Consider the following 24,717-nt stretch of genomic DNA (forward strand, 5'->3'; position numbering starts at 1 on the left):
GTGCGCCCCATCACCGCTAGGAACAGAGCCGATCAGATGTCCGTAATCGACCCGTCCCCCGATCCGACGGCGAAATCGTCCCCATCCACCGTCGCGACCGCGGCGGATACGCGAGGAGACTCCGTGGCAACCGACGCACCGCCCCCCGCGAAGGCAGAACACCATCTCCCCTCGGCCGAGGAGTTCACCACCGTCCAGGAGAGCGCCGAGTTCGGTGAACTGCGCCGCTCCTACCGGTCGTTCGCCTTCCCGCTGACCGTCGCCTTCATCGCCTGGTACCTGCTGTACGTCCTGCTCTCCAACTACGCCGGCGGCTTCATGGGGACCAAGCTCCTCGGCAATGTCAACATCGCCTTCGTCCTCGGCATCGCCCAGTTCGTCACCACGTTCCTCATCGCCTGGTGGTACTCGCGGCACGCCGCCGCGAAGCTCGACCCCAAGGCCGAGGCGATCAAGTCCCGGATGGAGGGCGGCGCATGAGCCCCGTTCAGCAGACAGTCCTCGCGGCCAACGAGGCCAGCGAGCACCGGCCGCTCATCATCACCCTGTTCGGGCTGTTCGTCCTCGCGACGCTCGCCATCACCGTCTGGGCCGGCCGCCAGACCAAGGACGCCGCCGACTTCTACGCGGGCGGCCGCCAGTTCAGCGCCTTCCAGAACGGCCTCGCCGTCTCCGGCGACTACATGTCCGCCGCGTCGTTCCTCGGCATCGCGGGCGCGATCGCCCTCTTCGGCTACGACGGCTTCCTCTACTCCATCGGCTTCCTGGTCGCCTGGCTGGTCGCCCTGCTCCTGGTCGCCGAGCCCCTGCGGAACTCCGGCCGCTACACCATGGGCGACGTCCTCGCGTACCGCATGCGCCAGCGCCCCGTGCGCACCGCCGCCGGCACGTCCACGATCGTCGTGTCGATCTTCTATCTGCTGGCCCAGATGGCGGGCGCGGGCGTCCTCGTCTCCCTGCTCCTCGGCATCACCTCCGACGCCGGCAAGATCCTTATCGTCGCCCTCGTCGGCGTCCTGATGATCGTCTACGTCTCCATCGGCGGAATGAAGGGCACCACCTGGGTCCAGATGGTGAAGGCCGTGCTGCTGATCGGCGGCACGCTCCTCATTACGTTCCTGGTGCTGCTGAAGTTCAACTTCAACATCTCCGATCTGCTCGGCACCGCCGCCGAGAACAGCGGCAAGGGCGCCGCCTTCCTGGAGCCCGGCCTCCAGTACGGCGCGACCGGCACCTCCAAGCTGGACTTCATCTCCCTCGGCATCGCCCTGGTCCTCGGCACCGCCGGCCTGCCGCACATCCTGATCCGCTTCTACACGGTGCCCAACGCCAAGGCCGCCCGTAAGTCCGTCAACTGGGCCATCGGCATCATCGGCGGCTTCTACCTGATGACCATCGCCCTCGGCTTCGGCGCCGCCGCGCTGATCGACCAGAAGGAGATCATCGCCTCCAACCCGTCCGGCAACACGGCGGCCCCGCTGCTCGCCCTGCACCTGGGCGGTGTCGACTCGGCCTGGGGCGCGATCCTGCTCGCCACGATCTCGGCGGTGGCGTTCGCGACCATCCTCGCCGTGGTCGCCGGCCTCACCCTCGCCTCGTCGTCCTCCTTCGCACACGACATCTACGCCAACGTCATCCGCAAGGGGAAGGCGTCCGGCGCCGAGGAGGTCCGCGCGGCCCGCTGGGCGACCGTCTTCATCGGCATCGTCTCCATCGGCCTCGGCGCCCTCGCCCGCGACCTGAACGTGGCCGGTCTGGTCGCCCTCGCCTTCGCGGTCGCGGCCTCCGCCAACCTGCCGACCATCCTCTACAGCCTGTTCTGGAAGCGGTTCACCACCCAGGGCGCGCTGTGGTCGATCTACGGCGGTCTGATCGTCGCCGTCGGCCTGGTGCTGTTCTCGCCCGTCGTCTCCGGCGACCCGAAGGCGATGTTCCCGGACGCCGACTTCCACTGGTTCCCGCTGAAGAACCCGGGCATCATCTCCATCCCGTTCGGCTTCCTCATGGGTTTCCTCGGCACCGTCCTGTCCAAGGAGAAGCCCGACGAGGCCAAGTACGCCGAGCTGGAGGTCCGCTCCCTCACCGGCACCGGCGCGCACTAGCCCCCGCCGGGAGCCGCCGCACTGCGTGTGCCGCACCGCGCCTGTCACGCCCGCGTCGCGAAGGGGTCGTCGTAAGGATCTACGGCGGCCCCTCGCCGTGTCTGGTGGGATCGGGCCTGTGATGTCGTCACCGGTGTCACGTAGGCTCGCAGATGTCAGGGAACGACTGATCCGGCGCGGGAGGGGGCCCACGTGCTCATCGACACCTACGGCCGAGTGGCCACCGACCTCAGGGTCTCGCTGACAGACCGGTGCAATCTGCGCTGCACCTACTGCATGCCCGAGGAGGGCCTGCAGTGGCTGGCCAAGCCCGATCTGCTCACCGACGACGAGATCGTCCGCCTCATCGACATAGCCGTCACCACCCTCGGCGTCACCGAGGTCCGCTTCACCGGCGGTGAGCCGCTGCTGCGCCCCGGCCTGGTCGGCATCGTGGAGCGCGTGGCGGCGCTGGAGCCCCGCCCCCAGATGTCCCTCACCACCAACGGCATCGGCCTGAAGCGCACGGCGACGGCCCTGAAGGCGGCGGGCCTGGACCGGGTGAACGTCTCCCTGGACACCCTGCGCGCCGACGTCTTCAAGACCCTCACCCGGCGGGACCGCCACAAGGACGTCCTGGAGGGCCTCGAAGCGGCCCGCGAGGCCGGTCTGACCCCCGTCAAGGTCAACTCGGTCCTGATGCCCGGCCTCAACGACGACGAGGCCCCGGACCTCCTCGCCTGGGCCGTCGAGCACGACTACGAGCTGCGCTTCATCGAGCAGATGCCACTGGACGCGCAGCACGGCTGGAAGCGCGACGGCATGGTCACCGCCGGCGACATCCTCACCTCCCTGCGCACCCGCTTCGACCTGACCCCCGAGGACCAGGACGAGCGCGGCTCGGCCCCGGCGGAGCGCTGGCTCGTCGACGGCGGCCCGCACCGGGTGGGCGTCATCGCCTCCGTCACCCGCCCGTTCTGTTCCGCCTGCGACCGCACCCGCCTCACCGCCGACGGCCAGGTCCGCACCTGTCTGTTCGCCCGCGAGGAGACCGACCTCAGGGCGGCCCTGCGCTCGGGCGCCCCCGACGAGGAGATCGCCCGCATCTGGCGTGTGGCGACGTGGGGCAAGAAGGCGGGCGCCGGCCTGGACGACCCGTCCTTCGTCCAGCCCGATCGGCCGATGTCCGCGATCGGAGGATGAGCGCGATCGGGAGGATGTCCGCGATCGGAGGATGAGCGCTCCGCGCCTACGAGGCGCGGTCCTCCCACTCCTTCAGCGTGACGACGTCCTTGAGGAACCCGCGCACACCGAGGAACTGGGACAGATGCTCCCGGTGCTCCTCGCACGCGAGCCAGGTCTTCCGCCGCTCCGGCGTGTGCAGCTTGGGGTTGTTCCAGGCGAGCACCCAGACCGCGTCGGCACGACAGCCCTTCGCGGAACAGACGGGTGAGGTGGGGGAGCCGGGCTCGGAACCGGGGACGTCGAGAATGTTCACCCGTCGACCCTAGCCGCACAAAAGGCGACGCCGAGCAGCCACGGGGGGAGCTGCCCGGCGTCGGTCTGTCGCTCCGACGGGGGATGCGGAGCGCGTACGAAGTATGTCACGGGTAACCCTCTGCCCGGCACAGGAACTACATGATTGATCTGAGCTTTTCTTGAGGTTCATGGTCGGAGGGATTCCGCTTCGAGCGGATCCCCGGCGCTCAGGCGTGCTCGCGCGGCTCACTGCGGTGACGGCCCGCGGAGTCCGCCGGGTCGTCTTCCGAGGAGGATTCCGCGGACCCCTCGGCCGGGGGCGGCGTGATCATCGGCCGCACCGGCGGGGCGATGAACGTCGACGGCAGCGAGGGCGCGTTCTCGCGGCCCGCGTTGGCGATCACCACGGCGATGTACGGCAGAACCAACCCGAGCACCAGTGCGACGACCGCGACGTGCCGTTCCACGTTCCAGAGGACCGCCGCGGCGATCACGGAGAGCGTGCGGACCGACATCGAGATGACGTAGCGTCGCTGCCTGCCCCGGACGTCGTCGGCGAGCCCCTGCCGGGCGCCGGTGATCCGGAAGACCTCGACATTGCTCTGCTTCCGCATCGCGCTCCACCACCCGCCTGTATCGGACGCTCCCTGGCCCGTTCCCCTGCCGGTCCCGCACGGTGAACGGCGGACCGGTCCCTGTCCACGTTACGCCGCGCCTGCGCCGCCTGGGAGACCGGGTCTCCTCCCGCCGGGACGGGACGAAATGCGCCGCCCCGCGTAGGGCACCGCCCGACATGCGGCGTAGAGGAGGCGGGCCGACACTGGCCGTACAGCTCACGTCGAGCCGTACGAGGAGGCAGCCATGGGCTGGTTGTGGGCGATCATCGTGGGCCTCGTTTTGGGCCTGCTGGCCAAGGCGATCATTCCGGGCAAGCAGCACAGCCCGCTCTGGCTGACGACGATCTTCGGCATGCTGGGCGCTGTCGTCGGCAACGCGATCGCGCGGGGCTTCGGCGTCGAGGAGACCAAGGGCATCGACTGGAGCCGCCACATCTTCCAGGTGATCGCCGCAGTGGCCATCGTGTACCTGGGCGACAGCCTCTACATGTCGACGGTCGGCAAGCGGAAACACCGAGCCTGAGGGACGCCCGCCGCGCGAAGCCGAGGCCGGTCTGCCGCGCAAGAGGTGCGTGGGGGCGGAGCGACCCCGCGGTCGCTCCGCCCCCACGCCTCCCAGCTCTAGGCCCCGGTCACCTCGACGGCGGCCAGGTTCTTCTTCCCGCGCCGCAGCACCAGCCACCGCCCGTGGATGAGGTCCTCCGCCGCCGGCACGGCGTCCTCGGCGGTGACCTTCACGTTGTTCACGTACGCCCCGCCCTCCTTCACCGTGCGCCGCCCCGCGGACTTGCTGGGCACCAGCCCGACCTCGGCGAAGAGGTCCACGACCGGCGCCAGCTCGGCCACCTTGGCGTGCGGCACCTCGGACAGGGCCGCGGCCAGCGTCCGCTCGTCCAGCTCCGCCAGCTCACCCTGGCCGAACAGCGCCTTCGACGCGGCGATCACCGCGGCCGTCTGGTCGGCCCCGTGCACCAGCGTCGTCAGCTCCTCGGCCAGCGCGCGCTGCGCGGCACGGGCCTGCGGCCGCTCCTCCGTCTGCCGCTCCAGCTCCTCCAGCTCCGCACGGGACTTGAAGGACAGGATGCGCATGTACCGGGTGATGTCCCGGTCGTCCACGTTCAGCCAGAACTGGTAGAACGCGTACGGCGTCGTCATCTCCGGGTCGAGCCAGATGGCGCCGCCCTCGGTCTTGCCGAACTTGGTGCCGTCCGCCTTGGTCATCAGCGGCGTCGCCAGCGCGTGCACCTCGGCGCCCGGCTCCAACCGGTGGATCAGGTCCAGGCCGGCGGTGAGGTTGCCCCACTGGTCGCTGCCGCCCTGCTGGAGCGTGCAGCCGTACCTCCGGTAGAGCTGGAGGAAGTCCATGCCCTGGAGGATCTGGTAGCTGAACTCGGTGTAGCTGATGCCCTGGTCGGACTCCAGGCGGCGGGCCACCGAGTCCTTCGTCAGCATCTTGTTGACGCGGAAGTGCTTGCCGATGTCCCGCAGGAACTCGATCGCGGACAGACCCTCGGTCCAGTCGAGGTTGTTGACCATGACGGCCGCGTTCTCACCCTCGAAGGACAGGAACGGCTCGATCTGGGCGCGCAGCCTGCCGACCCAGCCGGCCACCGTCTCCGGGTCGTTGAGCGTGCGCTCCGCCGTGGGGCGGGGGTCGCCGATCAGACCCGTCGCACCGCCCACCAGCGCCAGCGGCCGGTGGCCGGCCTGCTGGAGCCGGCGCACGGTGAGCACCTGCACCAGGTGCCCCACATGCAGGGACGGCGCGGTCGGGTCGAAACCGCAATAGAACGTGACGGGACCGTCCGCGAGAGCCTTGCGCAAAGCGTCCTCGTCGGTGGACAGGGAGAACAGCCCCCGCCACTTCAGCTCGTCGACGATGTCCGTCACGGTTCTCGTGTCTCCTCGATGATCTTCGGATGGTGGCCGGCGGCCGAGGGGCGGCCGACCACGAACGACTACGAGGTTATACGCCCTGGCTGACAGAGCTCATATTGAAATCCGGCACCCGCAGCGCGGGAGTGGCCGCCCTGGTGAAGTAGTCGCTCCACTCCCTCGGCAGGGTCTTCTCCGTGCGCCCCGCCTCGGTGGCCCGCCCGAGCAGGTCCACCGGCGACTCGTTGAACCGGAAGTTGTTGACCTCGCCCGTCACCTCGCCGTTCTCCACGAGGTAGACGCCGTCGCGGGTCAGCCCGGTCAGCAGCAGCGTCGCCGGGTCGACCTCGCGGATGTACCACAGGCAGGTCAGCAGCAGCCCGCGTTCGGTGTTCGCGACCATCTCCTCCAGGGAGCGGTCCTCGCCGCCGTCGAGGATGAGGTTGGAGATGGCGGGCACCACCGGCAGACCGGTCAGGCCCGCGCTGTGCCGGGTGGTGGGCAGATGCGCGATCTCGCCCTCGCGGATCCAGTCGGTCGCCTTCAGCGGCAGCCCGTTGTCGAACACCGAGCTGTCGCCGCCCGAGGAGTGGGCGAGCACGAAGGGCGCCGACTCCAGCCCCGGCTCGAACGGGTCGCTGCGCAGCGACAGCGGCAGGTCGGTGAGCCGCTCGCCGATCCGGGTGCCGCCACCGGGCTTGCTGAACACGGTCCGGCCCTCGGCGGCGTCCCGCGCCGACGCCGACCACATCTGGTAGATCAGCAGGTCGGCCACCGCTGTCGGCGGCAGCAGCGTCTCGTACCGTCCGGCGGGCAGCTCGATCCGCCGCTCGGCCCACCCGAGCCGCACGGCCAGCTCCGCGTCCAGGGCCGCCGGGTCGACGTCCTTGAAGTCCCGCGTGGAGCGGCCCGCCCACGCCGAGCGCGTACGGTCCGGGGACTTGGCGTTCAGCTCCAGCGTGCCGTTCGGCTGGTCGTGCCGCAGGCGCAGCCCCGTCGAGGTGCCCAGATAGCTGGTGACCAGCTCGTGGTTGGCGAAGCCGTACAGCTCGCGTCCGCCCGCACGCGCGCGTGCGAAGGACTCGCCGAGCGCCGGGGCGAAGTCGGCGAACACGGCGGAGGAGGTCTCCGCGGGCGGCTCCGTGAAGTCGGGGGACGGCTGCACGCCCGTGACCAGCGGCTGGGCGTCCTCGGCGGGCCCGGCCCCCCGCGCGGCCTCCTCGGCGGCCCGTACCAGCGGCTCCAGTTCCTCGGCGGTGACGGCCGAGCGGGACACGACACCGGAGGCGGTGCCCTCCTTGCCGTCGACCATGGCGATGACGGTCACCGACCGCCCCCTGGTGACCCCGTTCGTGGTCAGCGCGTTGCCCGCCCAGCGCAGGTTGGCCGAAGAGTGCTCGTCGGCGATGACCACGCACCCGTCGGCCCGGGACAGTTCGAGAGCACGCTCGACGATCTCGTGCGGCTTGTGTGCCTTGTTGACGGGCGCGCTCATCGACCTGCCTCCTGCGTGGTGTTCAGAATGTTGACGCCCTTGAACAGGGCGGAGGGGCAGCCGTGCGAGACCGCGGCGACCTGGCCCGGCTGGGCCTTGCCGCAGTTGAACGCACCGCCGAGGACATACGTCTGGGGCCCGCCCACGGCCGCCATGGAACCCCAGAAGTCGGTCGTCGTGGCCTGGTAGGCGACGTCCCGCAGCTGCCCGGTGATCCGCCCGTTCTCGATCCTGAAGAACCGTTGACCGGTGAACTGGAAGTTGTACCGCTGCATGTCGATGGACCACGACCGGTCCCCGACGACGTAGATGCCGCGGTCGACTCCGCCGATCAGATCCTCAGTGGACAGCCCGGCCGGATCCGGCTGGAGGGACACATTGGCCATGCGCTGCACGGGCACGTGCCGGGGGGAGTCGGCGTACGCGCAGCCGTTGGAGCGGCCGAGCTTCGTCAGCCGGGCGATACGGCGGTCCAGTTGGTAGCCGACGAGGGTGCCGTCCTTCACGAGGTCCCAGGACTGGCCCGCGACGCCCTCGTCGTCGTACCCGACGGTCGCGAGGCCGTGCTCGGCGGTGCGGTCGCCGGTGACGTTCATCAGCTCGGAGCCGTACCGGAGCTTGCCGAGCTTGTCGAAGGTGGCGAAGGACGTGCCGGCGTAGGCGGCCTCGTAGCCGAGCGCGCGGTCCAGTTCGGTGGCGTGGCCGATGGACTCATGGATGGTCAACCAGAGGTTCGACGGGTCGACGACGAGGTCGTAGAGGCCCGCCTCGACGCTCGGGGCCCGCATCTTCTCCGCGAGCAGCTCGGGGATCCGCGCCAGCTCGTCGTCCCAGTCCCAGCCGGTGCCCGTCAGATACTCCCAGCCCCGGCCGACCGGTGGCGCCAGGGTCCGCATCGAGTCGAACTCACCGCTGGACTCGTCGACGGACACGGCGGTCAGCGACGGATGCAGCCGGACGCGCTGCTGCGTGGTCACGGTGCCCGCGGTGTCCGCGTAGAACTTGTTCTCGTGCACCGTGAGCAGCGAGGCGTCGACGTGGTTGACCCCGGGGGCCGCCAGCAGCCGCGCGCTCCAGTCCGTGAGCAGGGCGGTCTTCTCCTCGTCGGGGACGGTGAACGGGTCGATCTCGTAGGAGGAGATCCACGTCTTCTCCGCGTGCACGGGCTCGTCCGCCAGCTCGACCCGCTCGTCCGACCCGGCCGCCTCGATGACCTGCGCCGACAGCTTCGCCATCGCCACCGCCTGCGAGGCGACCTTCGCTGCGGCGTCCATCGTCAGATCCACCCCGGAGGCGAACCCCCAGGTCCCGCCGTGCACCACGCGCACCGCGTACCCGAGGTCGGTCGTGTCCGACGAACCGGCGGGCTTGGCGTCCCGCAGCCGCCAGGAGGCGCTGCGCACCCGCTCGAACCGGAAGTCCGCGTGCTGGGCTCCGAGCGCACGCGCGCGTGCGAGCGCGGCGTCGGCCAGGGCCCTCAGCGGCAGTGCCGTGAAGGCTTCGTCGATGGAATGAGGCACCGAGGTCTCCCTGCTGTCGTGGCCTGTCGGATCCGATCATGTCGCGCCCGCGGGCACCCGGACCACATCTTTCCGTGCCGACCACGACGGCTTTCTGTAGGGACCCCACAGTGAGTCCCCCACGCCACTGTCAGTGCCCGAATGCCCGCGCGACGGGCCCGACCGATAGGTTTTCGAGGAAGGCGCCTGCCGTCCAGGCAATCGGGCAGGTGTGCAGACCGCTATGGAAAGGGTGATCCGTTGAGCCGCTCGGTTCTCGTCACCGGAGGCAACCGGGGCATCGGCCTCGCCATCGCCCGCGCGTTCGCCGAGAACGGCGACAAGGTCGCCTACACATACCGCTCGGGCGAGCCGCCGGCCGCCCTCGCGGAGTTGGGCTGCCTCGCGGTCAAATGCGACATCACCGACTCCGAGCAGGTGGAGCAGGCCTACAAGGAGATCGAGGCCGAGCACGGTCCGGTCCAGGTCCTCGTCGCCAACGCCGGCGTCACCAAGGACCAGCTCCTGATGCGGATGTCCGAGGAGGACTTCACCTCGGTCATCGACACCAACCTCACCGGCACCTTCCGTGTCGTCAAGCGCGCCAACCGCGGCATGCTGCGCGCCAAGAAGGGCCGCGTCGTGCTGATCTCGTCGGTCGTGGGCCTCTACGGCTCGCCCGGCCAGGCCAACTACGCCGCCTCCAAGGCCGCCCTGGTCGGTTTCGCGCGGTCCCTCGCCCGTGAACTGGGCTCGCGCAACCTCACCTTCAACGTCGTCGCGCCCGGTTTCGTCGAGACGGACATGACCAAGGTCCTCACGGATGAGCAGCGCGAGGGCATCGTCTCGCAGGTGCCGCTCGGCCGGTACGCGCAGCCCGAGGAGATCGCCGCGACGGTGCGGTTCCTCGCCTCGGACGACGCCTCTTACATCACTGGAGCCGTCATCCCCGTAGACGGCGGACTGGGAATGGGTCACTGATCACCATGAGCGGAATCCTCGAGGGCAAGCGCGTCCTGATCACCGGTGTGCTGATGGAGTCCTCCATCGCCTTCCACACCGCCAAGCTGGCCCAGGAGCAGGGCGCGGAGATCATTCTCACCGCCTTCCCCCGGCCCACGCTGACCGAGCGCATCGCCAAGAAGCTCCCGAAGCCCACCAAGGTCATCGAGCTCGACGTCACCAACGAGGAGCACCTCGGGCGCCTGGCCGACGTCGTCGGTGAGGAGCTCGGCGGCCTCGACGGCGTCGTGCACTCCATCGGCTTCGCCCCGCAGGACGCGCTCGGCGGCAACTTCCTCAACACGCCGTTCGAGTCCGTCGCGACCGCCATGCACGTCTCGGCGTACTCCCTGAAGTCGCTGACCATGGCCTGTCTGCCGCTGATGCAGAACGGCGGCTCGGTCGTCGGCCTCACCTTCGACGCGAAGTTCGCCTGGCCGCAGTACGACTGGATGGGCCCGGCCAAGGCCGCCCTGGAGGCCACAAGCCGCTACGTCGCGCGCGACTTGGGCAAGCAGAACATCCGCTGCAACCTGGTCTCCGCCGGCCCCCTCGCCTCCATGGCCGCCAAGTCCATCCCGGGCTTCGGCGAGCTGGCCGCCGTGTGGGACCACCGGTCGCCCCTGGAGTGGGACCTCAAGGACCCGGAGCCGGCCGGCCGCGGTGTCGTCGCCCTGCTCAGCGACTGGTTCCCGAAGACCACCGGCGAGATCATCCACGTCGACGGCGGGCTGCACGCGATCGGCGCGTGACGCCACCCGCGGCCTGACGGTCGGGTCGAGGGGCCCGTGTCCACCGGGACACGGGCCCTTCGCGCATCCCCCGTTCGGCCCATCCGACGGGCCGTACCGGCCGGGTGCCGCGCACGCTGGACGTACACCGCTCAGCCGCTCGGCCGAGGAGGTCTCCCTTGTGCGTCTGTCCCGCAGCTTCGCCCCCGTGGCCGTCGCCCTGGCTCTCGTACTGTCCCTTCCGTACGAAGCGATCCCGAACGCGCGCGTGGAGACCCGGAACCTGACCGGACCACGGCACGCGCGTGTGACGGCCGACCGTCCCGACCCCTTCGGGGCGGCCTGCAATTACACGGTCGTCGGCTCCCGGGTGGTGGGGTACTGCTTCAACCCCTATCCGGACCCCGACCGGGTCCGCCTGCACATCGAGTGCGCGCGCTGGTGGGACATCGACAGCGACGGCGCCCCCGTCGAGACGGGCCCCGCGCAGACGGTGCGGTTCACCGGGCGCTGCTGGAAGGAGGTCCGCGCCGTGTGGTTCAGCCACCAGCGGCCGGACGACTGACCCCCCAGGGGCGGGCAGGCCGGACGACTGCCCCTCAGGGGCGACAGGCCGGACGACTGTCGCTCAGGGGCGGCAGTGGAACGGATAGCCGGCCGCCTCCGCCGCAGCGGACTCCGCGTCGCCCGCGCGGATCGCGTCCACGAGCCGGGCGTGGTCCAGGTACGCCTCCGGCGTCAGCTTCGTGCCGACGTCGTCGCGCAGCCAGTCCCGCAGGACCTCGCCCAGGTCCGCGTAGACGGCCGTGACGACGTCGTTGTGGGACGCGGCCACGACCGCCAGGTGGAAGGTCGCGTCGGCCGACACGAAGGTCTCCGTGTCGCCGGAGGCCCATGCCTCCTCACGCCGGGCGAGGAGCGCGTCCAGCTGCTTCAGGTCCTTCTCGGTGCGCCGCTCGGCGGCCAGCTTCGCGGCGCTCGACTCGAGGGCGGAGCGCAGCTCGGCGATGTGCCGGGGGTCGGCGTCCGCGAAGCGGCGGTGCATGACCCCCGCCAGCTCGCTCGTCGCGACGACGAAGGTGCCTGAGCCCTGGCGGATGTCCAGCAGACCGTTGTGCGCGAGGGCGCGGACGGCCTCGCGGACCGTGTTCCGGGCGACGCCCAGCTGCTCGACCAGCTCGGGCTCGGTCGGGATGCGGGAGCCGACCGGCCACTCGCCCGAGGTGATCTGGTTCCGCAGCGCCGCGATGACCTGCTCGGACAGCGCCGAACGGCGGGGATGACTCAAGGGCATGGCACACCTTCGCACAGTCCGGGACGAAGGGCGTGGCCGCCCCGTCGCGAGGCTCGACAACCAATCATCCTATGATTCTATGATGTAAGGCATGGCGAGCGAGGAAACCCTGAGGACGATGTCCGTGTCCCACCGTGTACCCGACCGGATCGAGTCGCCCGGCGCACGGCGGCGACCGGGCACGCGCGCGTGGACGACCCGGCTGATGATCCTGGGCATCGTCCTGACCGCCCTCAACCTCCGGCCCGCCATCACCAGCCTCGGCGCCCTCCTGGAAGAGGTGCGCGACGGACTCGGCATGAGCGGCAGCGTCGCCGGACTCCTCACCTCCGTACCGCCCCTCTGCTTCGCCGTGTTCGGGAGCCTCGCCCCACGGCTGGCCCGCCGCTTCGGTCCCGCCGCCGTGGTGTGCGCCGGCATGGCCGCGATCGCCACCGGGCTGGCCGTCCGGCCCTACACCGGCACCACCGCCGGATTCGTGGCCGCGAGCGCCCTCGCCCTGATGGGCATCGCCGTCAGCAACGTCCTCATGCCGGTCATCGTCAAGAGCTGGTTCCCCGACCGGGTGGGCTCCATGACCGGCCTGTACTCCATGGCCCTCGCCCTCGGCACCTCCGCCGCGGCGGCCGTCACCGTCCCCCTGACCGAGGCGCTCGGCGGCACCTGGCAGACCGGCCTCACCGCCTGGGCGACCCTCGCGGCGGTGGCGGTACTGCCGTGGCTGCCGTTCGTACGGACCGGGGGCGCGCGGGGCACGGGGCGTGCGGCCGAGGGTGCCGGCGGGGACGCGGCGGTCGGCTCAGGGCTCGCGCGTGGGGACGGGGGTGTCGGCTCGGGGTCCGCGCGTGGGGACGGGGGTGTCGGCTCGGGGTCCGCGCGTCGGGACGCGGCCGTCGGATCACGGTCCGCGCGTCAGGACGCGGTGGCCGGAACAGGCTCCGTGCGCCGGGAGGCACCCGGGGCCGTGGGCCGGGGCGGTTCGGCTTCCGGGCCGGAGGACGGCGCCGCGCCGCGTATCGCCCGCAGCCGTACCGCCTGGGCGCTCGCCGTGTTCTTCGGGCTCCAGGCGACCGCCGCCTACATCACGATGGGCTGGATGCCGCAGATCTTCCGGGACGCCGGGGTCCCCGCGGACACGGCCGGTGTACTGCTCGCCGTGACGATGGTGATGGGCGTACCGCTGGCCTTCGTGATTCCCCGGCTGGCCACCCGGCTGCCCCACCAGGGGCCCATCGCGGTCGCCCTCGGCCTCTGCGGGCTCCTCTCGTACGCCGGTCTGTACCTCGCCCCGGCCGGCGGCGCCTGGGTGTGGGCGCTGCTGCTCGGCGTCTCCAACTGCTCCTTCCCCCTGGCGCTCACCCTGGTCGGCATGCGGGCCCGGACCGGAGAGGGCGTCGCCAAGCTGTCCGCGTTCGCGCAGAGCACGGGCTACCTGATCTCGATCCCCGGCCCGCTCCTCGTCGGCGTCCTCTACCAGCACAGCGGCGGCTGGGGCCTGCCCCTGGCCCTCATGGCGGCCCTGATGGTCCCGCAGATCGCGGTCGGCGCCCTGGCGGGCCGCGACCGCATGATCGAGGACGAGACGACCGCGACGGCCGGGTAGCGGGGAGGGAGTCCAGGCCCACCCCGTGAGCAGCGCGGAGCGGCGTGGTGCGAGACTGGGCGCATGCCCGTGCTCGACCCGAATCCCCAGAACGGCCAGAAGAAGATGCTCGTGGTCTTCGGCTCGTTCCTCGCCATCTTCATCGTCATCGGCATCATCGCGGCGATCGCCTCCCCGTGACCCCCGGGCGCGCGTCCCCGCGCAGCCCGCGGCACGCCCACCCGTGAATGTCACCGCGCCCCATCCCCATGGTGGGGTTAACCCCCCATCCCCTAGGGGGTGAGTCTCAGGGTGAAGTGGGTGGATCACCGGATAGGCCGTGCCGCCCGGATTCCGTAGCTTCGAAGTGTGGCCGCGGGGGACTCGCGAGGACCCTACGGAGGAGCGGCCACCGACGACGCGAAGACCTCGGAGGCGGCATGTCGGCCCGTACGCACACGCGACCCCACCCGGCGGCCCCGGCACCCGCGGGCGGCATGGACATCCGCCTTCCCTGGTGGGCCCTCGCCCTGCCCGCCCTCGGCTTCGTCACCCTCCTGCTGCTGATCCTCAACCCCGCGGACGCCCACGCCGCGAGCGGCGAGCCCCTGGTCGCCCATGTCTTCGAGCGCATACAGGGGCTCCTGACGGCCCTCGTCCCGTGACGCTCGGCCGAGCCCACGGCGGCACGTACACAGGTCGCGGATATCCGCACTTCAACTCCCTGCGCCCCGTGGCCTGTTTCGTGCGAAGCTGGGACCCATGAGCGTCGCAGAACCCCGCAGGATTGTCCTCTTCCGGCATGCGAAAGCCGACTGGCCACAGGTGTCCGACCATGAGCGGCCCCTCGCCGACCGGGGCCGAATGGACGCCGCCGTCGCCGGACGCAAGCTCGCCGACAGTGGCATCTCCTTCGACCTTGCCCTCTGCTCCACCGCCGTCCGGACCCGCGAGACCTGGAAGCTGGCCGTCCACGAGCTGCCCGAGCGACCGAAAACCGTCTACGAGGAGCGGATCTACGAGGCCTCTCCCGGCGACCTGATCGCCCTGCTCAACGAGACCCCGGACGACGCGCAGACCGTCCTCCTGGTCGGCCACAACCCCGGCGTCCACGCGCTCGCCGAGATCCTCGCGGGCAAGGCCGAGGGCGACGCCCGCGAGCGCATGAGCCGTCGGGACTTCCCGGCTGCCGCCTACGCCGTCATCACCTTCGAGGGTTCCTGGAAGAGTCTGGAGCCGGGCGTCGGCACCCTCGTCGACTACTGGGCCCCCACGGAGTAACCGGCCCGGGCCACCCCGGCACCCGGGGCACCCCGGGCACGCCCCTGGACCCAGGCTCACGGCATACGGCTTACGGCTACGGCACGACGAAGGCCCGGCAGCGCTGCGCTGCCGGGCCTTCGTCGTGCCGTCACACGCCGTCCCGCGTCGCCAACCCGCCGTCGCCGACGCTCACTGCTCGTCGTGCGTGTCCGCCGCCTCGACCTCTTCCCGCGTGACGCCGAGGAGGTAGAGCACGGTGTCGAGGAACGGGAAGTTCACCGCGGTGTGCGCGGCCTCCCGTACGACCGGCTTGGCGTTGAAGGCGACGCCCAGACCGGCCGCGTTGAGCATGTCGAGGTCGTTCGCGCCGTCGCCGATCGCCACGGTCTGCGCCAGCGGCACCCCCGCCTCGGCGGCGAACCGGCGCAGCAGCCGGGCCTTGCCCGCGCGGTCCACGATCTCCCCGACGACCCTGCCGGTCAGCTTGCCGTCGACGATCTCCAAGGTGTTGGCCTGCGCGAAGTCCAGCCCCAGCCGGTCCTTCAGATCGTCCGTGACCTGGGTGAAGCCACCCGAGACGACACCGACCTGGAAACCGAGCCGCTTCAGCGTGCGGATCAGTGTGCGGGCCCCCGGCGTGAGCCGCACCTCGCTGCGCACCTTGTCCACCACCGAGGCGTCGAGCCCCTCCAGCAGGGCCACACGCGCGTGCAGCGACTGCTCGAAGTCCAGCTCGCCGCGCATCGCGGCGGCCGTCACCTCGGCGACCTCCTTCTCGCACCCGGCGTGCGCCGCGAAGAGCTCGATCACCTCGTCCTGGATGAGCGTGGAGTCCACGTCCATGACCACCAGCCGCTGGGCCCGCCGGTGCAGCCCCGCCGCGACCACGGCCACATCCACGCCGAGCGCCACCGACTCGGTCACCAGCGCCGTGCGCAGCCTCTCCGGCTCGGTGCCCGACACGGCGAACTCCACCGCCGTCACCGGGTACTTGGCGAGCCGGAAGATACGGTCGATGTTGCCGCCGGTCGCGGTGATCCGCGCGGCGATCCGGGCCGTGGACTCGGCGGTCAGCGGGTGCCCCAGCACGGTGACGTGCGAGCGGCCGAGACCGCGGGGCCGGTTGTCGCCCAGGCCGGAGATGATCTCCGCCTGCATCTTCATGGACTCCGCCCAGCCGTGGACGGTGGCCCGCAGATCGCCCTCCTGACCGGCCGGAGGCACGGTCACCAGGGCGCACAGCACGATCCGGCCACGGGTGACGACCTGCTCGATGTCGACCACGTCGACGGAGTACGCGGCAAGGGTGTCGAACAGCCCGGCGGTGATGCCCGGCCTGTCCTTGCCGAAGATCTTGACGAGGAGAGTGGGGACGTCAGAGGAGGTCTGCGAAGCGCTCATGATGGTCCAACCGTATCCGGCACCCCGCGCCCCGCGCCCCAGAGGTCCGCCCAGCGGACGGAGAACTCTGGGTTACCAATGACTGAAAGGGACCCGGATCGTGTACGAAGCGCCGGGGCGACACCGGAATGCCCCGTTCCACCGGCGCGGACCCCCTCCGCGCAGAGCTTCTCGACGAGCCTGCGGCTCTGCCCCGGCGCCCTCCGCGTCGAGCCCCTCAATGACCTTGCGGCCCTGACCCGGGCGTTCTCCGCGCAGAGCTTCTCGACGAGCCTGCGGCTCTGCCCCGGCGCCGTCCGCGTCGAGCCCCTCAATGACCTTGTGGCCCTGGCCCCGGTGTTCTCCGCGCGGGGCTTCTCGACGAGCCTGCGGCCCTGCTCCGGCGCCCTCCGTGCCGAGCTTCTCGACGAGCCTGCGGCTCTGGCCCCGGCGCCCTCCGTGCCGAGCCCCTCAATGACCTTGTGGCCCTGCCCCCGGCGTTCTCCGCGCAGAGCCTCTCGACGAACTTACGGCCGTGCCCCGGCGCCCTCCGCGCAGGGCTCCTCGACGAGCGCGGCTCTGCCCCCGGCGGCCTCCGGACCGAGCCCCTCACCGGCCCCGCGGCCCGGCCCCCGGCGCCGGAGGGGGCGGTGGAGGTGGAGGCGGCGGCCCGTCGTCCGGTGGCGGCGGCGGAGCAGGCCACCGCCCGGCCCCCGAACCGCTACCCGACCCCGACCCGCTACCGGCCCCTGCCCCTGACCCTGACCCCGCGCCCGACGGTGGCCGCCCTGCCCCCGTACCCGTAGCCGTACCCGTACCCGTGCCCGGCCGCTGCCCCGGCCGTCGAGGCGGCGGCGTGAACCGCCTCGCCACCGTGGGCGCGCCGTGCACATCGGGCGGCCGTCGCTCCTCGGGCCCCGGACCGCCGCTGCCCGTACCCCGGTCCGCCCCGCCCGCTCCTTGCCTGCTCCCCGCACCCCGGTTCTCCCCACCCCGCCCGGCAGCCCCTTGCTCCCCTTGCTCCCCCGCTGGACCCCGGTCTGCCCCTGCCGCTCCTCGCCCGCTCCCCGTCCCCCGGTTCTCCCCGCCCCGCCCGGTCACGCCCCGCCCGCTCCCACCAGGTCCCGACGCCTCCGAAGCCCCCCGCCCATCTCCTCGCCCCTCACCTAGGCCCCGTCGCCCCTCACCCTGCCCGGCCCCCAGCAGCCCCTCCGGCACCCGTAGATAGGGGTTGGTGTCCGGGTTCGGCGGCCGGTACGGCGTACCCGGCGTGTACGGGCCCGACGGGGAGACCAGCGAGGGGGAGGACCCGGCAGCCGGTGCCGCACAAAACGCACCGAGGGCCAGGGGAGCGGCCCGGCGCCCCGCCGCCCCCGTGGCGCACGCCAGCAGCGCCCCCGCGGCGCCCGCGCCCGCACCCCACGCCGCGCCCAGCACGAGGGCCGTCGCCGCCCGCCCGTGCAGCTCGATGCCCGCGTCGAACGCGTCGAAGCCGAGCACGGCCAGCGACGCGTCCACCGACACCTCCGTCAGCAGGACAAGGAGGGGGAGCGCCACCGCCGTCGCGATGCCCAGCCGAAGTGCGCAGAGCCCCGCGAACCCGAGCGCGCCCCCGCCCCGTGCACCCGCACCATCCGCACCCCCTGCGGTCGGAGGAGACGCCTGCCCGGCGAAAGGCGTACGCACGGCGGTCAGTGCCCCCGCGTACAGCATCATCAGGGCGGCCGCCACGCCCAACAGCCACACCCTGGAGTCCAGTTCGGCCAGGCGGCCAAGGGTGACGGGTTCGTGCGCGTCGACGCGCAGCAGCGCGTCGAGCGGGTCGGGCAGCAGGTTCGCGAGCGCTCCCGTGGCCCTGCCGTCCCAGGGGACGAACAGGCCGAGGGGGACGCCGAGCCAGACGCCGTTGGGCGCTCCGAGCAGGGCCGCGCCCGCGATCCGCCTCGGGTGGGGGTCCCCGGCCGCCGCGTACACCGCCGCCGCGAGCCCCGCCGCGACCGCCACCAGCAGTACGGTCACCACCGCGGACACGGCGGGCCGTACCACCCGGTGCACGGCGTCCAGGCCCCGCGGCAGGGGGGTGCGGCGCGAGGCCAGCAGGGCGACCAGCAGCACCCCGAGGCACCACAGCAGGCCGCCCAGCACCGTGGGCGCCGCGTCGACGGTGAACCCCACCTGCGCGTCGGCGCCGGCGAGATCGCCGAGCCGGTCCGGGAGCAGGCCGCCGCCGATGTCCCCGATGTCGCCGAGCCCGGGGATCTCGACGCCGCCGAGGTCACCGCCGCCGGGCAGCTCGTCGAGGCCGAGGTCGCCGCCGTCCAGGGTGATCACGGCCTGGCCGGCGTAGGCCAGACCGCCCATCAGCGCCGCGAACAGGACGACCACCGCGCCCACGCGCGCGAGGAGTTCGGCCGCGGTGACGACAACTCCCGCGCCGCGCAACGAGCGCAGGAAGAACCAGGCCAGCAGGAGCGCCCCCACGAGGCCGACACCCAGTGGCGTGATCTCGATCGCGGTCGTGGCCTGGGCCCCTTCCAGGCCGAAGACGGACACATCTCCGGACGGGGTCACCGACCCACCCGCCCCGAGCGCCACGAGCGCCGCGGTCATGGGCCCGAGTTCGCCCGCGGAGTCGGCCTCCAGCAGATGCAGACCGAGTGCCGCCGTGCCCGCCATCCCGATCAACGACCAGCTCACGGCGGCGATCGCGGAGAACACGACGTCCCCCCACCGCACGCTCCCGCTCTGGCCGGCACTCCGGTTGCTCATGGTCGGACCCCCCGATCCGCATCGCGGCGTTGCACCGCTGATGTCCCCCTCGCGTGGGATTACCACTCTCCGGCCCGGTTTCAACCCCGTCAACGGGACGGGGCGACACCCCCGTACGTTCTCTTCACAAGGCCCGACTTTCGGTCAAGGGGTCGAGCCTGAAATAGTTCCCCCCGATGTTCGACATCCCTAGACTCCCTGTGATGGGGGTAACTCGGGGGACAACTCAGTGGGGCATGGAGTGCCGGAACTCGTACTGGAATTGAACGGACAAACCTGGACGCTCGATCCGTCCAGGGCATACACCCTCGGACGTGATCCGCAGGGGGATATCGTGTTCGACGACGCCAGGGTCTCCTGGCGCCACGCCACGATCAGCTTCAGCGGCCGTAGTTGGGTGATCGAGGACCACGGCAGCACCAACGGCACATTCGTGCAGGGCCAGCGGATCCACCAGTTGGAGATCGGCCCCGGCTCGGCCGTGCACCTGGGCAACGCGACCGACGGCCCGAGAGTCAGCCTCTCCGGCACGGCCGCGGCGGTGTCGCAGCCGCAGCAGCAGCCGTACGCCGCGCAGGGCGCGAGCGCCGGATACGCCGCCCAGCAGGCGCCGCAGCAGCAGGCGCCACAAGCGGGCTGGCAGCAGCCGCAGCAGCCCCAGGTCCCGCATCAGCAGGGCCATCCGCAGCAGGGCCCCGGTGGTGGCGCGGGGGCGCCGCCGGTGTACGGCGACCGCAGCCCGACCACGTTCCACCAGCTGGCCCTCGGCCGGGTGATGCGGATCGGTCGTGCCCTGGAGAACGATCTGGTCGTCTCCGACCTCCAGGTCTCCCGGAACCACGCCGAGTTCCACGCGACGCCCGACGGCCGCTTCGAGATCCGCGATCTCGGGTCCCACAACGGCACGTTCGTCAACGGTATGCCGATCGCCAAGGGCGGTACGGCACTCCTCGGTCCGAACGACATCGTGGGCGTCGGCCACTCGACGTTCCGCATCATCGGGGACCGTCTCGAGGAGTTCGTCGACACCGGTGAGGTCTCCTTCTCCGCCCGTCATCTGACGGTCACCGTCGACGGCGGCAAGCAGATCCTCAAGGACGTCTCCTTCGGCGTCCCCGAGAAGTCGCTCATCGCGGTCATCGGCCCCTCCGGCTCCGGCAAGTCCACCCTGCTCAAGGCGCTCACGGGCTACCGCCCCGCCAACCAGGGCGACGTCCTCTACGACAACCGGAACCTGTACAAGCAGTTCGCCGAGCTGCGCCAGCGCATCGGTCTGGTCCCGCAGGACGACATCCTGCACAAGGAGCTGACCGTCAAGAAGGCCCTCAAGTACGCGGCCAAGCTCCGCTTCCCGGCCGACACCACGGCCGCCGAGCGCGAGGCCCGCATCGACGAGGTGCTGCGCGAGCTGAAGCTCGACATCCACAAGGACAAGAAGGTCACGTCCCTCTCCGGCGGCCAGCGCAAGCGCGTTTCGGTCGCCCTGGAGCTGCTGACCAAGCCGTCGCTGATCTTCCTGGACGAGCCGACCTCCGGCCTCGACCCGGGCATGGACCGCGACGTCATGCAGCTGCTGCGCGGCCTCGCCGACGACGGCCGCACGGTCCTCGTGGTCACCCACTCGGTGGCCGAGCTCGCGATCTGCGACAAGCTGCTGGTGATGGCGCCGGGCGGCTCGGTGGCGTACTTCGGCCCGCCCGAGGAGGCCCTGAACTTCTTCGGCTACGAGACCTGGGCCGACGTCTTCTCCGCCTTCGAGAACTACCGCGACTACGACTGGGCGGGCCGCTGGAAGGGCTCGCAGCACTACCAGATGTACGCCGCGGACATCGACGCCGTCGCCCCGCAGTCGGTGCACATGCCGCCGCCGCAGTCGATGCGCCCGCCGAAGCCGCAGAGCTGGTTCTCCCAGCTCGGCACCCTCGTCCGCCGCTACCTCGCGGTGATCGTGTCGGACAAGGGCTTCCTGGCGCTGACGGTGATCCTGCCGGCCGTCCTCGGCGCGGTGAGCCTGCTCATCGACCCGGACAAGGACCTGCTGGTCAGGAAGGTGAACCCGGCGACCAACCTGCCCATCCCGAACGGCACCGCCACCACGGTGCTGCTGATCCTCGCGGTCGGCGCGTGCTTCGCGGGCGCCGCCAACTCCGTCCGTGAGCTGATCAAGGAACGGGTGATCTACGAGCGGGAGCGGGCGACCGGTCTGTCGCGCTCGGCGTACCTGATGTCGAAGGTCATCGTCCTCGGCACGGTCACCGTGCTCCAGGGCGCCATGGTCGGCGCGATCGGCTTCGCCAGCCGGACCATCCCCGACGAGGCCCTGATCCTCGGCGAGGGCAAGGTCGCCGTGATGCTCGAACTCTCCATCCCGATCATGGGCCTCGGCTTCACGTCGATGATGTTCGGCCTGGTCATCTCCTCGCTGGTGAAGACCGCCGAGAAGACCATGCCGCTGCTGGTCATGTTCGCGATCGTCCAGGTCGTCTTCACCGGTTGCCTCTTCGCCCTGCACGGCAGCCCCGGCGTCAACGAGTTCTCGTACCTGATGCCGTCGCGCTGGGCGGTCGCCGCCGCCGGCGCCACGCTGGACTTCAACAACATCAGCCCGCCCAAGGAGGCCGGCGACACGGACCCGCTGTGGGACCACACGGCCGGCGTCTACGCCTTCGACATGATCGCCCTGGTCCTGATCGGCGTCGTCTGCGGCATCCTCGTGGCCCGCTTCCTGCGCCGCCACGAGCCCGAGGTCATGCGGAAGTAACCGAGGGCACCGGCACACACGCCGAAGGGCGGCACCCCACCAGGGGGTGCCGCCCTTCGACGCTTCACCGGGGTCCGCGCCGACCTCAGTAAGCGCTGTTGACGTTGTCGATCGACCCGTAGCGGTCGGCCGCGTAGTTCGCGGCGGCCGTCAGGTTCGCGACCGGGTCGTACTGGCTCCACGCGGTGCCCGGGACGTGGTAGGCGTCGAAGGTCGGCTTGATGACCTGGAGCAGGCCGATCGACGGGACGCCGTTCTGGGCGTTGATGTCCCAGTTGTTGATGGCCCGCGGGTTGCCCGAGGACTCCCGCATGATGTTCTTGTGCAGACCCTGGTAGGTGCCCGGGATCTTGTGCTTCTTCATGATGTCGAGAGCCTCGCGGATCCAGCCGTCGAGGTTGTTCGGGTAGCTCTTGGCCGCGGCGGCCTTGACCTGCGCGGCGCGCTTGGCGGACCGGCTCGCGGCCTCCTTCTTCGCACGCTCCTGCGCGGCCTTCTGCTGCGCGGCCTTCTGCTGCGCGGCCTTCTGCTGTGCGGCCTTCTGCTGCGCGGCGACCACGGCGGCCTTCTTCTGGGCGTCGGCCGCCTGGTCGACGACGCTCGCCTTGACCGTCTGGGCCGGGCTCTGGCTGAACGCCACCGGCGCCGCGGAAACCGTCTTCGTGGCGGTCTGAGCCTCGGCCGGCACCAGCGAGAACGCGACGGCGGCGGCGCCGACGGCGGCCACTCCGGCGAACGAGAGCTTGTGGGCCTTGGACAGCACGGGACGGTGACCGGGGTTCTTGGCGTTCAGCGACATGGGTGATGGACCTCTTCGAATAGCGCGGAGGTCGCTCTCGGCCGGGTGGGGACATTGCTTTTCCAGCACAAGCGCCGTGGGCGGAAACCCACGGCGCCGAGCGACGGAAGCAATTCTTAGCGGCCGCAAAATCGCGTGGCAAAGGTGTGACCTACGATGCCGCTTAGTGGACGCGGAAGCGGCAAAACGGGACAGAATAACCCGTCTGTCCCGCTCAAACCGGGCGTATCCATCTCCTAGGGAGCTTCGTACGTGATGTGGGCCCTATGTGCGGCCTCACATCGCCAACGCGGCGTCTTCACGTTCAGTTGCTGGCGCAATGCGCAAGGTGAGGTATCTCCGGGGGGAGGATGAGATGCACGTCGCCGAACTCGTGCCACAGGTAGTCCCCCGCCAGCGCCTCCTCGTACGCCCGCTCCACCGCCGCCCGCCCCGCCACCGCCTCCAGCATCAGCAGATGCGACGCCTCCGGCTCGTGCAGCCCGGTCACCAGCCCGTCGACCACCCGCACCCCCCGCTCCGGGGTGACCACCAGATCCGTCCACCCCTCACCGGCCCGTACGACACCGTCGGCGCCGGCCGCGGACTCCACGGCCCGCACGGCCGTCGTCCCCACCGCGACCACCCGCCCGTCGCCCGCCCCGACCGCGTTGATCAGCCGCGCCGACGCCTCCGGCACCGCGAACCGCTCCGGGTACGGCGGCTCGTGCGCCTCCGCCGACGCGACCCCCGTGTGCAGGGTGACGGGCGCGAACTGCACCCCCCGGCTCACCAGCTCCGCCACCAGTTGCGGAGTGAAGGGCCGCGCCGCACTCGGCATCTCCGCACTGCCCGCCCCGTCCTCGGACGGCAGCGCGAACACCGTCTGGTACACGGACAGCGGCTGGTCCCGCTCCGTGTAGGAGTACCGAATGGGCCGCCCGCGCTCCCGCAGCAGCCCCAGGACGTCCGGCGACGACACCCGCGCCCACCACAGCCGCCCGCCCCGCCCGCTCAGCGGCTCCTCCAGAACCAGCCCCGCACCCCCGGGAAGCCGCACCACCGCCCCCGCGGGACCACCCGCACGCGCGCGTGTGGTGCCCCTGCCGTCCGGGTCCCGCAGCTCGACGGCCCACCGCCCGTCATCGCCCCGCGTGGAGAAATGCACCACCACGCGCGTGTGCCCGATCACGCCGTCGACGGCCGCCGCCAGCGTCGACGACGTGTTCACCACCAGCAGGTCCCCGGCCCGCAGCAGCCGCGGCAGCTCCACGAACGCGTGGTGCGACACCTCCGTACCGCGCGACACCAGCAGCCGTACGGAATCCCGGTCCAGCCCCGGCCCACGCTGCTCGACCGGCACCCGCGCAGACCGGTCGCCGGGCACCTTCAGCGCCGTCGTCATCACGCCCCCAGCAGGGACGCCGCCCCGTACCGGCCGCTGGCCGGCCGCACCTCGACCAGCCGCAGGAACGCCGGCACCACACTCTCCGGACGCGGCCGCGGACCGCCGTCGTCCGGCACGGCCGCCGCGTACAGATCGGTCCCCATGTCGCCGGGATCCACCGCCCACACCCGCAGCCCCGGCTCCTCCACGGCCAGCACCGCCGACAGATGGTCCAGCGCCGCCTTCGACGCCCCGTACCCGCCCCACGTCTCGTAGGCCTCCGCCGCCGCGTCCGAGCTGACGTCGATCACCGCGCCCGCGTCGGACGCCCGCAACAGCGGCAGCGCCTCCTGGACCAGCCCCAGCGCCGCGACCACATTGACCTCGAGGGCCCGCCGCAGCCCGTCCAGGGCCAGCTCCTCCAGCCTGACCAGCGGCTCGGCGCCCAGCGCGCTCGCGTTGTTCACCAGCAGGTCCAGCCCGCCCAGCGCACGGGCCGCCTCGACCAGCGCGGCCCGGTGCGCCGCGTCCGTCACATCCCCCGGCAGCACCTCGACCCGCGTCCCGTGCGCCGCCAACTCCTTCGCCGTGCCCCGCAGGACCTCCTCGGTCCGCGCGTCGAGCACCAGGTCCCATCCCCGTTCGGCCAACGCTTCCCCCAGCGCCCGTCCCAGGCCCTTGGAAGCCCCCGTGATGATCGCCACCGGCATGACATCGTCCCCTC

At 71.3% G+C, this 24,717-nt stretch carries 23 protein-coding genes; 12 read left to right on the forward strand and 11 right to left on the reverse strand.

Annotated features, from left to right (window positions below):
- Positions 1-123: 123 nt before the first annotated feature.
- The 3 genes from M8J73_RS22670 to moaA all read left to right on the forward strand — a co-directional run bounded on the left by M8J73_RS22670 (position 124) and on the right by moaA (position 3,284).
- On the forward strand, positions 124-480 hold the full coding sequence (locus tag M8J73_RS22670; protein WP_055539949.1) for a DUF485 domain-containing protein: 357 nt from the start codon (positions 124-126) through the stop codon (positions 478-480).
- Positions 477-2,102, forward strand: coding sequence for a monocarboxylic acid transporter (locus tag M8J73_RS22675; protein ID WP_055539948.1), 1,626 nt, complete (start codon positions 477-479; stop codon positions 2,100-2,102). The genes M8J73_RS22670 and M8J73_RS22675 overlap by 4 nt, the downstream gene beginning before the upstream one ends.
- A 192-nt stretch (positions 2,103-2,294) precedes the next feature.
- On the forward strand, positions 2,295-3,284 hold the full coding sequence (moaA, locus tag M8J73_RS22680; protein ID WP_055539947.1) for a GTP 3',8-cyclase MoaA: 990 nt from the start codon (positions 2,295-2,297) through the stop codon (positions 3,282-3,284).
- Positions 3,285-3,330: 46 nt separating this feature from the next.
- Here the strand turns inward: moaA and M8J73_RS22685 are convergent, their stop codons facing one another.
- Both M8J73_RS22685 and M8J73_RS22690 read right to left on the reverse strand, forming a co-directional pair.
- Positions 3,331-3,579, reverse strand: coding sequence for a hypothetical protein (locus M8J73_RS22685; RefSeq protein ID WP_055539946.1), 249 nt, complete (start codon positions 3,577-3,579; stop codon positions 3,331-3,333).
- 208 nt (positions 3,580-3,787) lie between these two features.
- Positions 3,788-4,174 carry a DUF3099 domain-containing protein gene (locus M8J73_RS22690; protein WP_055539945.1) on the reverse strand — a complete coding sequence of 129 codons (387 nt, stop codon included), beginning with the start codon at positions 4,172-4,174 and terminating at the stop codon, positions 3,788-3,790.
- Between the two features lie 247 nt (positions 4,175-4,421).
- On the opposite strand from M8J73_RS22690, the gene M8J73_RS22695 reads away from it, so the two are divergent.
- The gene (locus M8J73_RS22695; RefSeq protein ID WP_055539944.1) at positions 4,422-4,700 is read left to right on the forward strand and encodes a GlsB/YeaQ/YmgE family stress response membrane protein; all 279 of its coding nucleotides are present in this window, start codon (positions 4,422-4,424) and stop codon (positions 4,698-4,700) included.
- 98 nt (positions 4,701-4,798) lie between these two features.
- Here the strand turns inward: M8J73_RS22695 and tyrS are convergent, their stop codons facing one another.
- The 3 genes from tyrS to M8J73_RS22710 form a co-directional block, all read right to left on the reverse strand.
- The gene (gene tyrS, locus M8J73_RS22700) at positions 4,799-6,067 is read right to left on the reverse strand and encodes a tyrosine--tRNA ligase (RefSeq protein WP_055539943.1); all 1,269 of its coding nucleotides are present in this window, start codon (positions 6,065-6,067) and stop codon (positions 4,799-4,801) included.
- Between the two features lie 76 nt (positions 6,068-6,143).
- Complete coding sequence (locus tag M8J73_RS22705) at positions 6,144-7,547, reverse strand: TldD/PmbA family protein (protein ID WP_055539942.1); 1,404 nt, start codon at positions 7,545-7,547, stop codon at positions 6,144-6,146.
- Positions 7,544-9,067, reverse strand: a complete 1,524-nt coding sequence (locus M8J73_RS22710) for a TldD/PmbA family protein (protein WP_055539941.1) — start codon at positions 9,065-9,067, stop codon at positions 7,544-7,546. The genes M8J73_RS22705 and M8J73_RS22710 overlap by 4 nt, the downstream gene beginning before the upstream one ends.
- Before the next feature lie 240 nt (positions 9,068-9,307).
- Here M8J73_RS22710 and fabG point away from each other — a divergent pair, with 240 nt between their 5' ends.
- The 3 genes from fabG (at position 9,308) to M8J73_RS22725 (ending at position 11,344) form a co-directional block, all read left to right on the forward strand.
- Positions 9,308-10,027: a 3-oxoacyl-[acyl-carrier-protein] reductase gene (fabG, locus tag M8J73_RS22715; protein ID WP_055539940.1), complete on the forward strand. Its 720-nt coding sequence runs from the start codon at positions 9,308-9,310 to the stop codon at positions 10,025-10,027.
- Between the two features lie 5 nt (positions 10,028-10,032).
- Entirely contained in the window at positions 10,033-10,800 is a 768-nt protein-coding gene (gene fabI / locus M8J73_RS22720; RefSeq protein ID WP_055539939.1) for an enoyl-ACP reductase FabI, read from the forward strand.
- Between the two features lie 160 nt (positions 10,801-10,960).
- Positions 10,961-11,344: a hypothetical protein gene (locus M8J73_RS22725; protein ID WP_055539938.1), complete on the forward strand. Its 384-nt coding sequence runs from the start codon at positions 10,961-10,963 to the stop codon at positions 11,342-11,344.
- 63 nt (positions 11,345-11,407) lie between these two features.
- Here the strand turns inward: M8J73_RS22725 and M8J73_RS22730 are convergent, their stop codons facing one another.
- Positions 11,408-12,073 (reverse strand): FadR/GntR family transcriptional regulator, encoded by a 666-nt coding sequence (locus M8J73_RS22730; protein ID WP_055539937.1) that lies wholly within the window; start codon positions 12,071-12,073, stop codon positions 11,408-11,410.
- Between the two features lie 91 nt (positions 12,074-12,164).
- Between M8J73_RS22730 and M8J73_RS22735 the strand changes: the two genes are divergently transcribed.
- The 4 genes from M8J73_RS22735 to M8J73_RS22745 all read left to right on the forward strand — a co-directional run bounded on the left by M8J73_RS22735 (position 12,165) and on the right by M8J73_RS22745 (position 14,936).
- Entirely contained in the window at positions 12,165-13,676 is a 1,512-nt protein-coding gene (locus tag M8J73_RS22735) for a CynX/NimT family MFS transporter (RefSeq protein WP_249828991.1), read from the forward strand.
- A 63-nt stretch (positions 13,677-13,739) separates the two neighbouring features.
- Positions 13,740-13,856, forward strand: a complete 117-nt coding sequence (locus tag M8J73_RS44875; RefSeq protein WP_099968646.1) for an SGM_5486 family transporter-associated protein — start codon at positions 13,740-13,742, stop codon at positions 13,854-13,856.
- A gap of 239 nt (positions 13,857-14,095) precedes the next feature.
- Positions 14,096-14,320, forward strand: a complete 225-nt coding sequence (locus M8J73_RS22740; RefSeq protein WP_055543429.1) for a hypothetical protein — start codon at positions 14,096-14,098, stop codon at positions 14,318-14,320.
- 97 nt (positions 14,321-14,417) lie between these two features.
- Positions 14,418-14,936 carry a SixA phosphatase family protein gene (locus M8J73_RS22745; RefSeq protein WP_055543430.1) on the forward strand — a complete coding sequence of 173 codons (519 nt, stop codon included), beginning with the start codon at positions 14,418-14,420 and terminating at the stop codon, positions 14,934-14,936.
- A 171-nt stretch (positions 14,937-15,107) separates the two neighbouring features.
- Here the strand turns inward: M8J73_RS22745 and serB are convergent, their stop codons facing one another.
- Positions 15,108-16,319: a phosphoserine phosphatase SerB gene (gene serB, locus M8J73_RS22750; RefSeq protein ID WP_055537679.1), complete on the reverse strand. Its 1,212-nt coding sequence runs from the start codon at positions 16,317-16,319 to the stop codon at positions 15,108-15,110.
- 588 nt (positions 16,320-16,907) lie between these two features.
- Positions 16,908-19,067 carry a streptophobe family protein gene (locus tag M8J73_RS22755; RefSeq protein WP_249828992.1) on the reverse strand — a complete coding sequence of 720 codons (2,160 nt, stop codon included), beginning with the start codon at positions 19,065-19,067 and terminating at the stop codon, positions 16,908-16,910.
- Between the two features lie 241 nt (positions 19,068-19,308).
- Here M8J73_RS22755 and M8J73_RS22760 point away from each other — a divergent pair, with 241 nt between their 5' ends.
- Positions 19,309-21,828 (forward strand): ABC transporter ATP-binding protein/permease, encoded by a 2,520-nt coding sequence (locus M8J73_RS22760; protein ID WP_055543282.1) that lies wholly within the window; start codon positions 19,309-19,311, stop codon positions 21,826-21,828.
- An 85-nt stretch (positions 21,829-21,913) separates the two neighbouring features.
- Here the strand turns inward: M8J73_RS22760 and M8J73_RS22765 are convergent, their stop codons facing one another.
- From M8J73_RS22765 to M8J73_RS22775, 3 genes are all read right to left on the reverse strand, one after another.
- A complete protein-coding gene (locus M8J73_RS22765) occupies positions 21,914-22,627 on the reverse strand; it encodes a transglycosylase SLT domain-containing protein (protein WP_249828993.1) in 714 nt (237 codons plus the stop codon).
- A 304-nt stretch (positions 22,628-22,931) separates the two neighbouring features.
- Entirely contained in the window at positions 22,932-24,011 is a 1,080-nt protein-coding gene (locus M8J73_RS22770; protein ID WP_249828994.1) for an S-adenosylmethionine:tRNA ribosyltransferase-isomerase, read from the reverse strand.
- The gene (locus M8J73_RS22775) at positions 24,011-24,703 is read right to left on the reverse strand and encodes an SDR family NAD(P)-dependent oxidoreductase (RefSeq protein WP_055538591.1); all 693 of its coding nucleotides are present in this window, start codon (positions 24,701-24,703) and stop codon (positions 24,011-24,013) included. Before M8J73_RS22775 ends, M8J73_RS22770 begins: the two co-directional genes overlap by 1 nt.
- Between the last annotated feature and the right edge of the window lie 14 nt (positions 24,704-24,717).

The sequence above is a fragment of the Streptomyces neyagawaensis genome (assembly GCF_023516595.1).
In the GTDB taxonomy this organism is placed as follows: Bacteria; Actinomycetota; Actinomycetes; order Streptomycetales; family Streptomycetaceae; genus Streptomyces; species Streptomyces neyagawaensis.

What these genes read in the sequence shown, in the direction of transcription:
- M8J73_RS22745 (WP_055543430.1), top strand. Translation starts at nt 14,418, where the DNA reads ATGAGCGTCGCAGAACCCCGCAGGATTGTCCTCTTCCGGCATGCGAAA.
- M8J73_RS22675 (WP_055539948.1), top strand. Translation starts at nt 477, where the DNA reads ATGAGCCCCGTTCAGCAGACAGTCCTCGCGGCCAACGAGGCCAGCGAG.
- M8J73_RS22775 (WP_055538591.1), bottom strand. Translation starts at nt 24,703, where the DNA reads ATGCCGGTGGCGATCATCACGGGGGCTTCCAAGGGCCTGGGACGGGCG.
- M8J73_RS22730 (WP_055539937.1), bottom strand. Translation starts at nt 12,073, where the DNA reads ATGCCCTTGAGTCATCCCCGCCGTTCGGCGCTGTCCGAGCAGGTCATC.
- M8J73_RS22690 (WP_055539945.1), bottom strand. Translation starts at nt 4,174, where the DNA reads ATGCGGAAGCAGAGCAATGTCGAGGTCTTCCGGATCACCGGCGCCCGG.
- M8J73_RS22740 (WP_055543429.1), top strand. Translation starts at nt 14,096, where the DNA reads ATGTCGGCCCGTACGCACACGCGACCCCACCCGGCGGCCCCGGCACCC.
- serB (WP_055537679.1), bottom strand. Translation starts at nt 16,319, where the DNA reads ATGAGCGCTTCGCAGACCTCCTCTGACGTCCCCACTCTCCTCGTCAAG.
- M8J73_RS22735 (WP_249828991.1), top strand. Translation starts at nt 12,165, where the DNA reads ATGGCGAGCGAGGAAACCCTGAGGACGATGTCCGTGTCCCACCGTGTA.
- M8J73_RS22770 (WP_249828994.1), bottom strand. Translation starts at nt 24,011, where the DNA reads ATGACGACGGCGCTGAAGGTGCCCGGCGACCGGTCTGCGCGGGTGCCG.
- M8J73_RS22765 (WP_249828993.1), bottom strand. Translation starts at nt 22,627, where the DNA reads ATGTCGCTGAACGCCAAGAACCCCGGTCACCGTCCCGTGCTGTCCAAG.
- M8J73_RS22755 (WP_249828992.1), bottom strand. Translation starts at nt 19,067, where the DNA reads ATGAGCAACCGGAGTGCCGGCCAGAGCGGGAGCGTGCGGTGGGGGGAC.
- M8J73_RS22695 (WP_055539944.1), top strand. Translation starts at nt 4,422, where the DNA reads ATGGGCTGGTTGTGGGCGATCATCGTGGGCCTCGTTTTGGGCCTGCTG.
- M8J73_RS22705 (WP_055539942.1), bottom strand. Translation starts at nt 7,547, where the DNA reads ATGAGCGCGCCCGTCAACAAGGCACACAAGCCGCACGAGATCGTCGAG.
- M8J73_RS44875 (WP_099968646.1), top strand. Translation starts at nt 13,740, where the DNA reads ATGCCCGTGCTCGACCCGAATCCCCAGAACGGCCAGAAGAAGATGCTC.
- fabI (WP_055539939.1), top strand. Translation starts at nt 10,033, where the DNA reads ATGAGCGGAATCCTCGAGGGCAAGCGCGTCCTGATCACCGGTGTGCTG.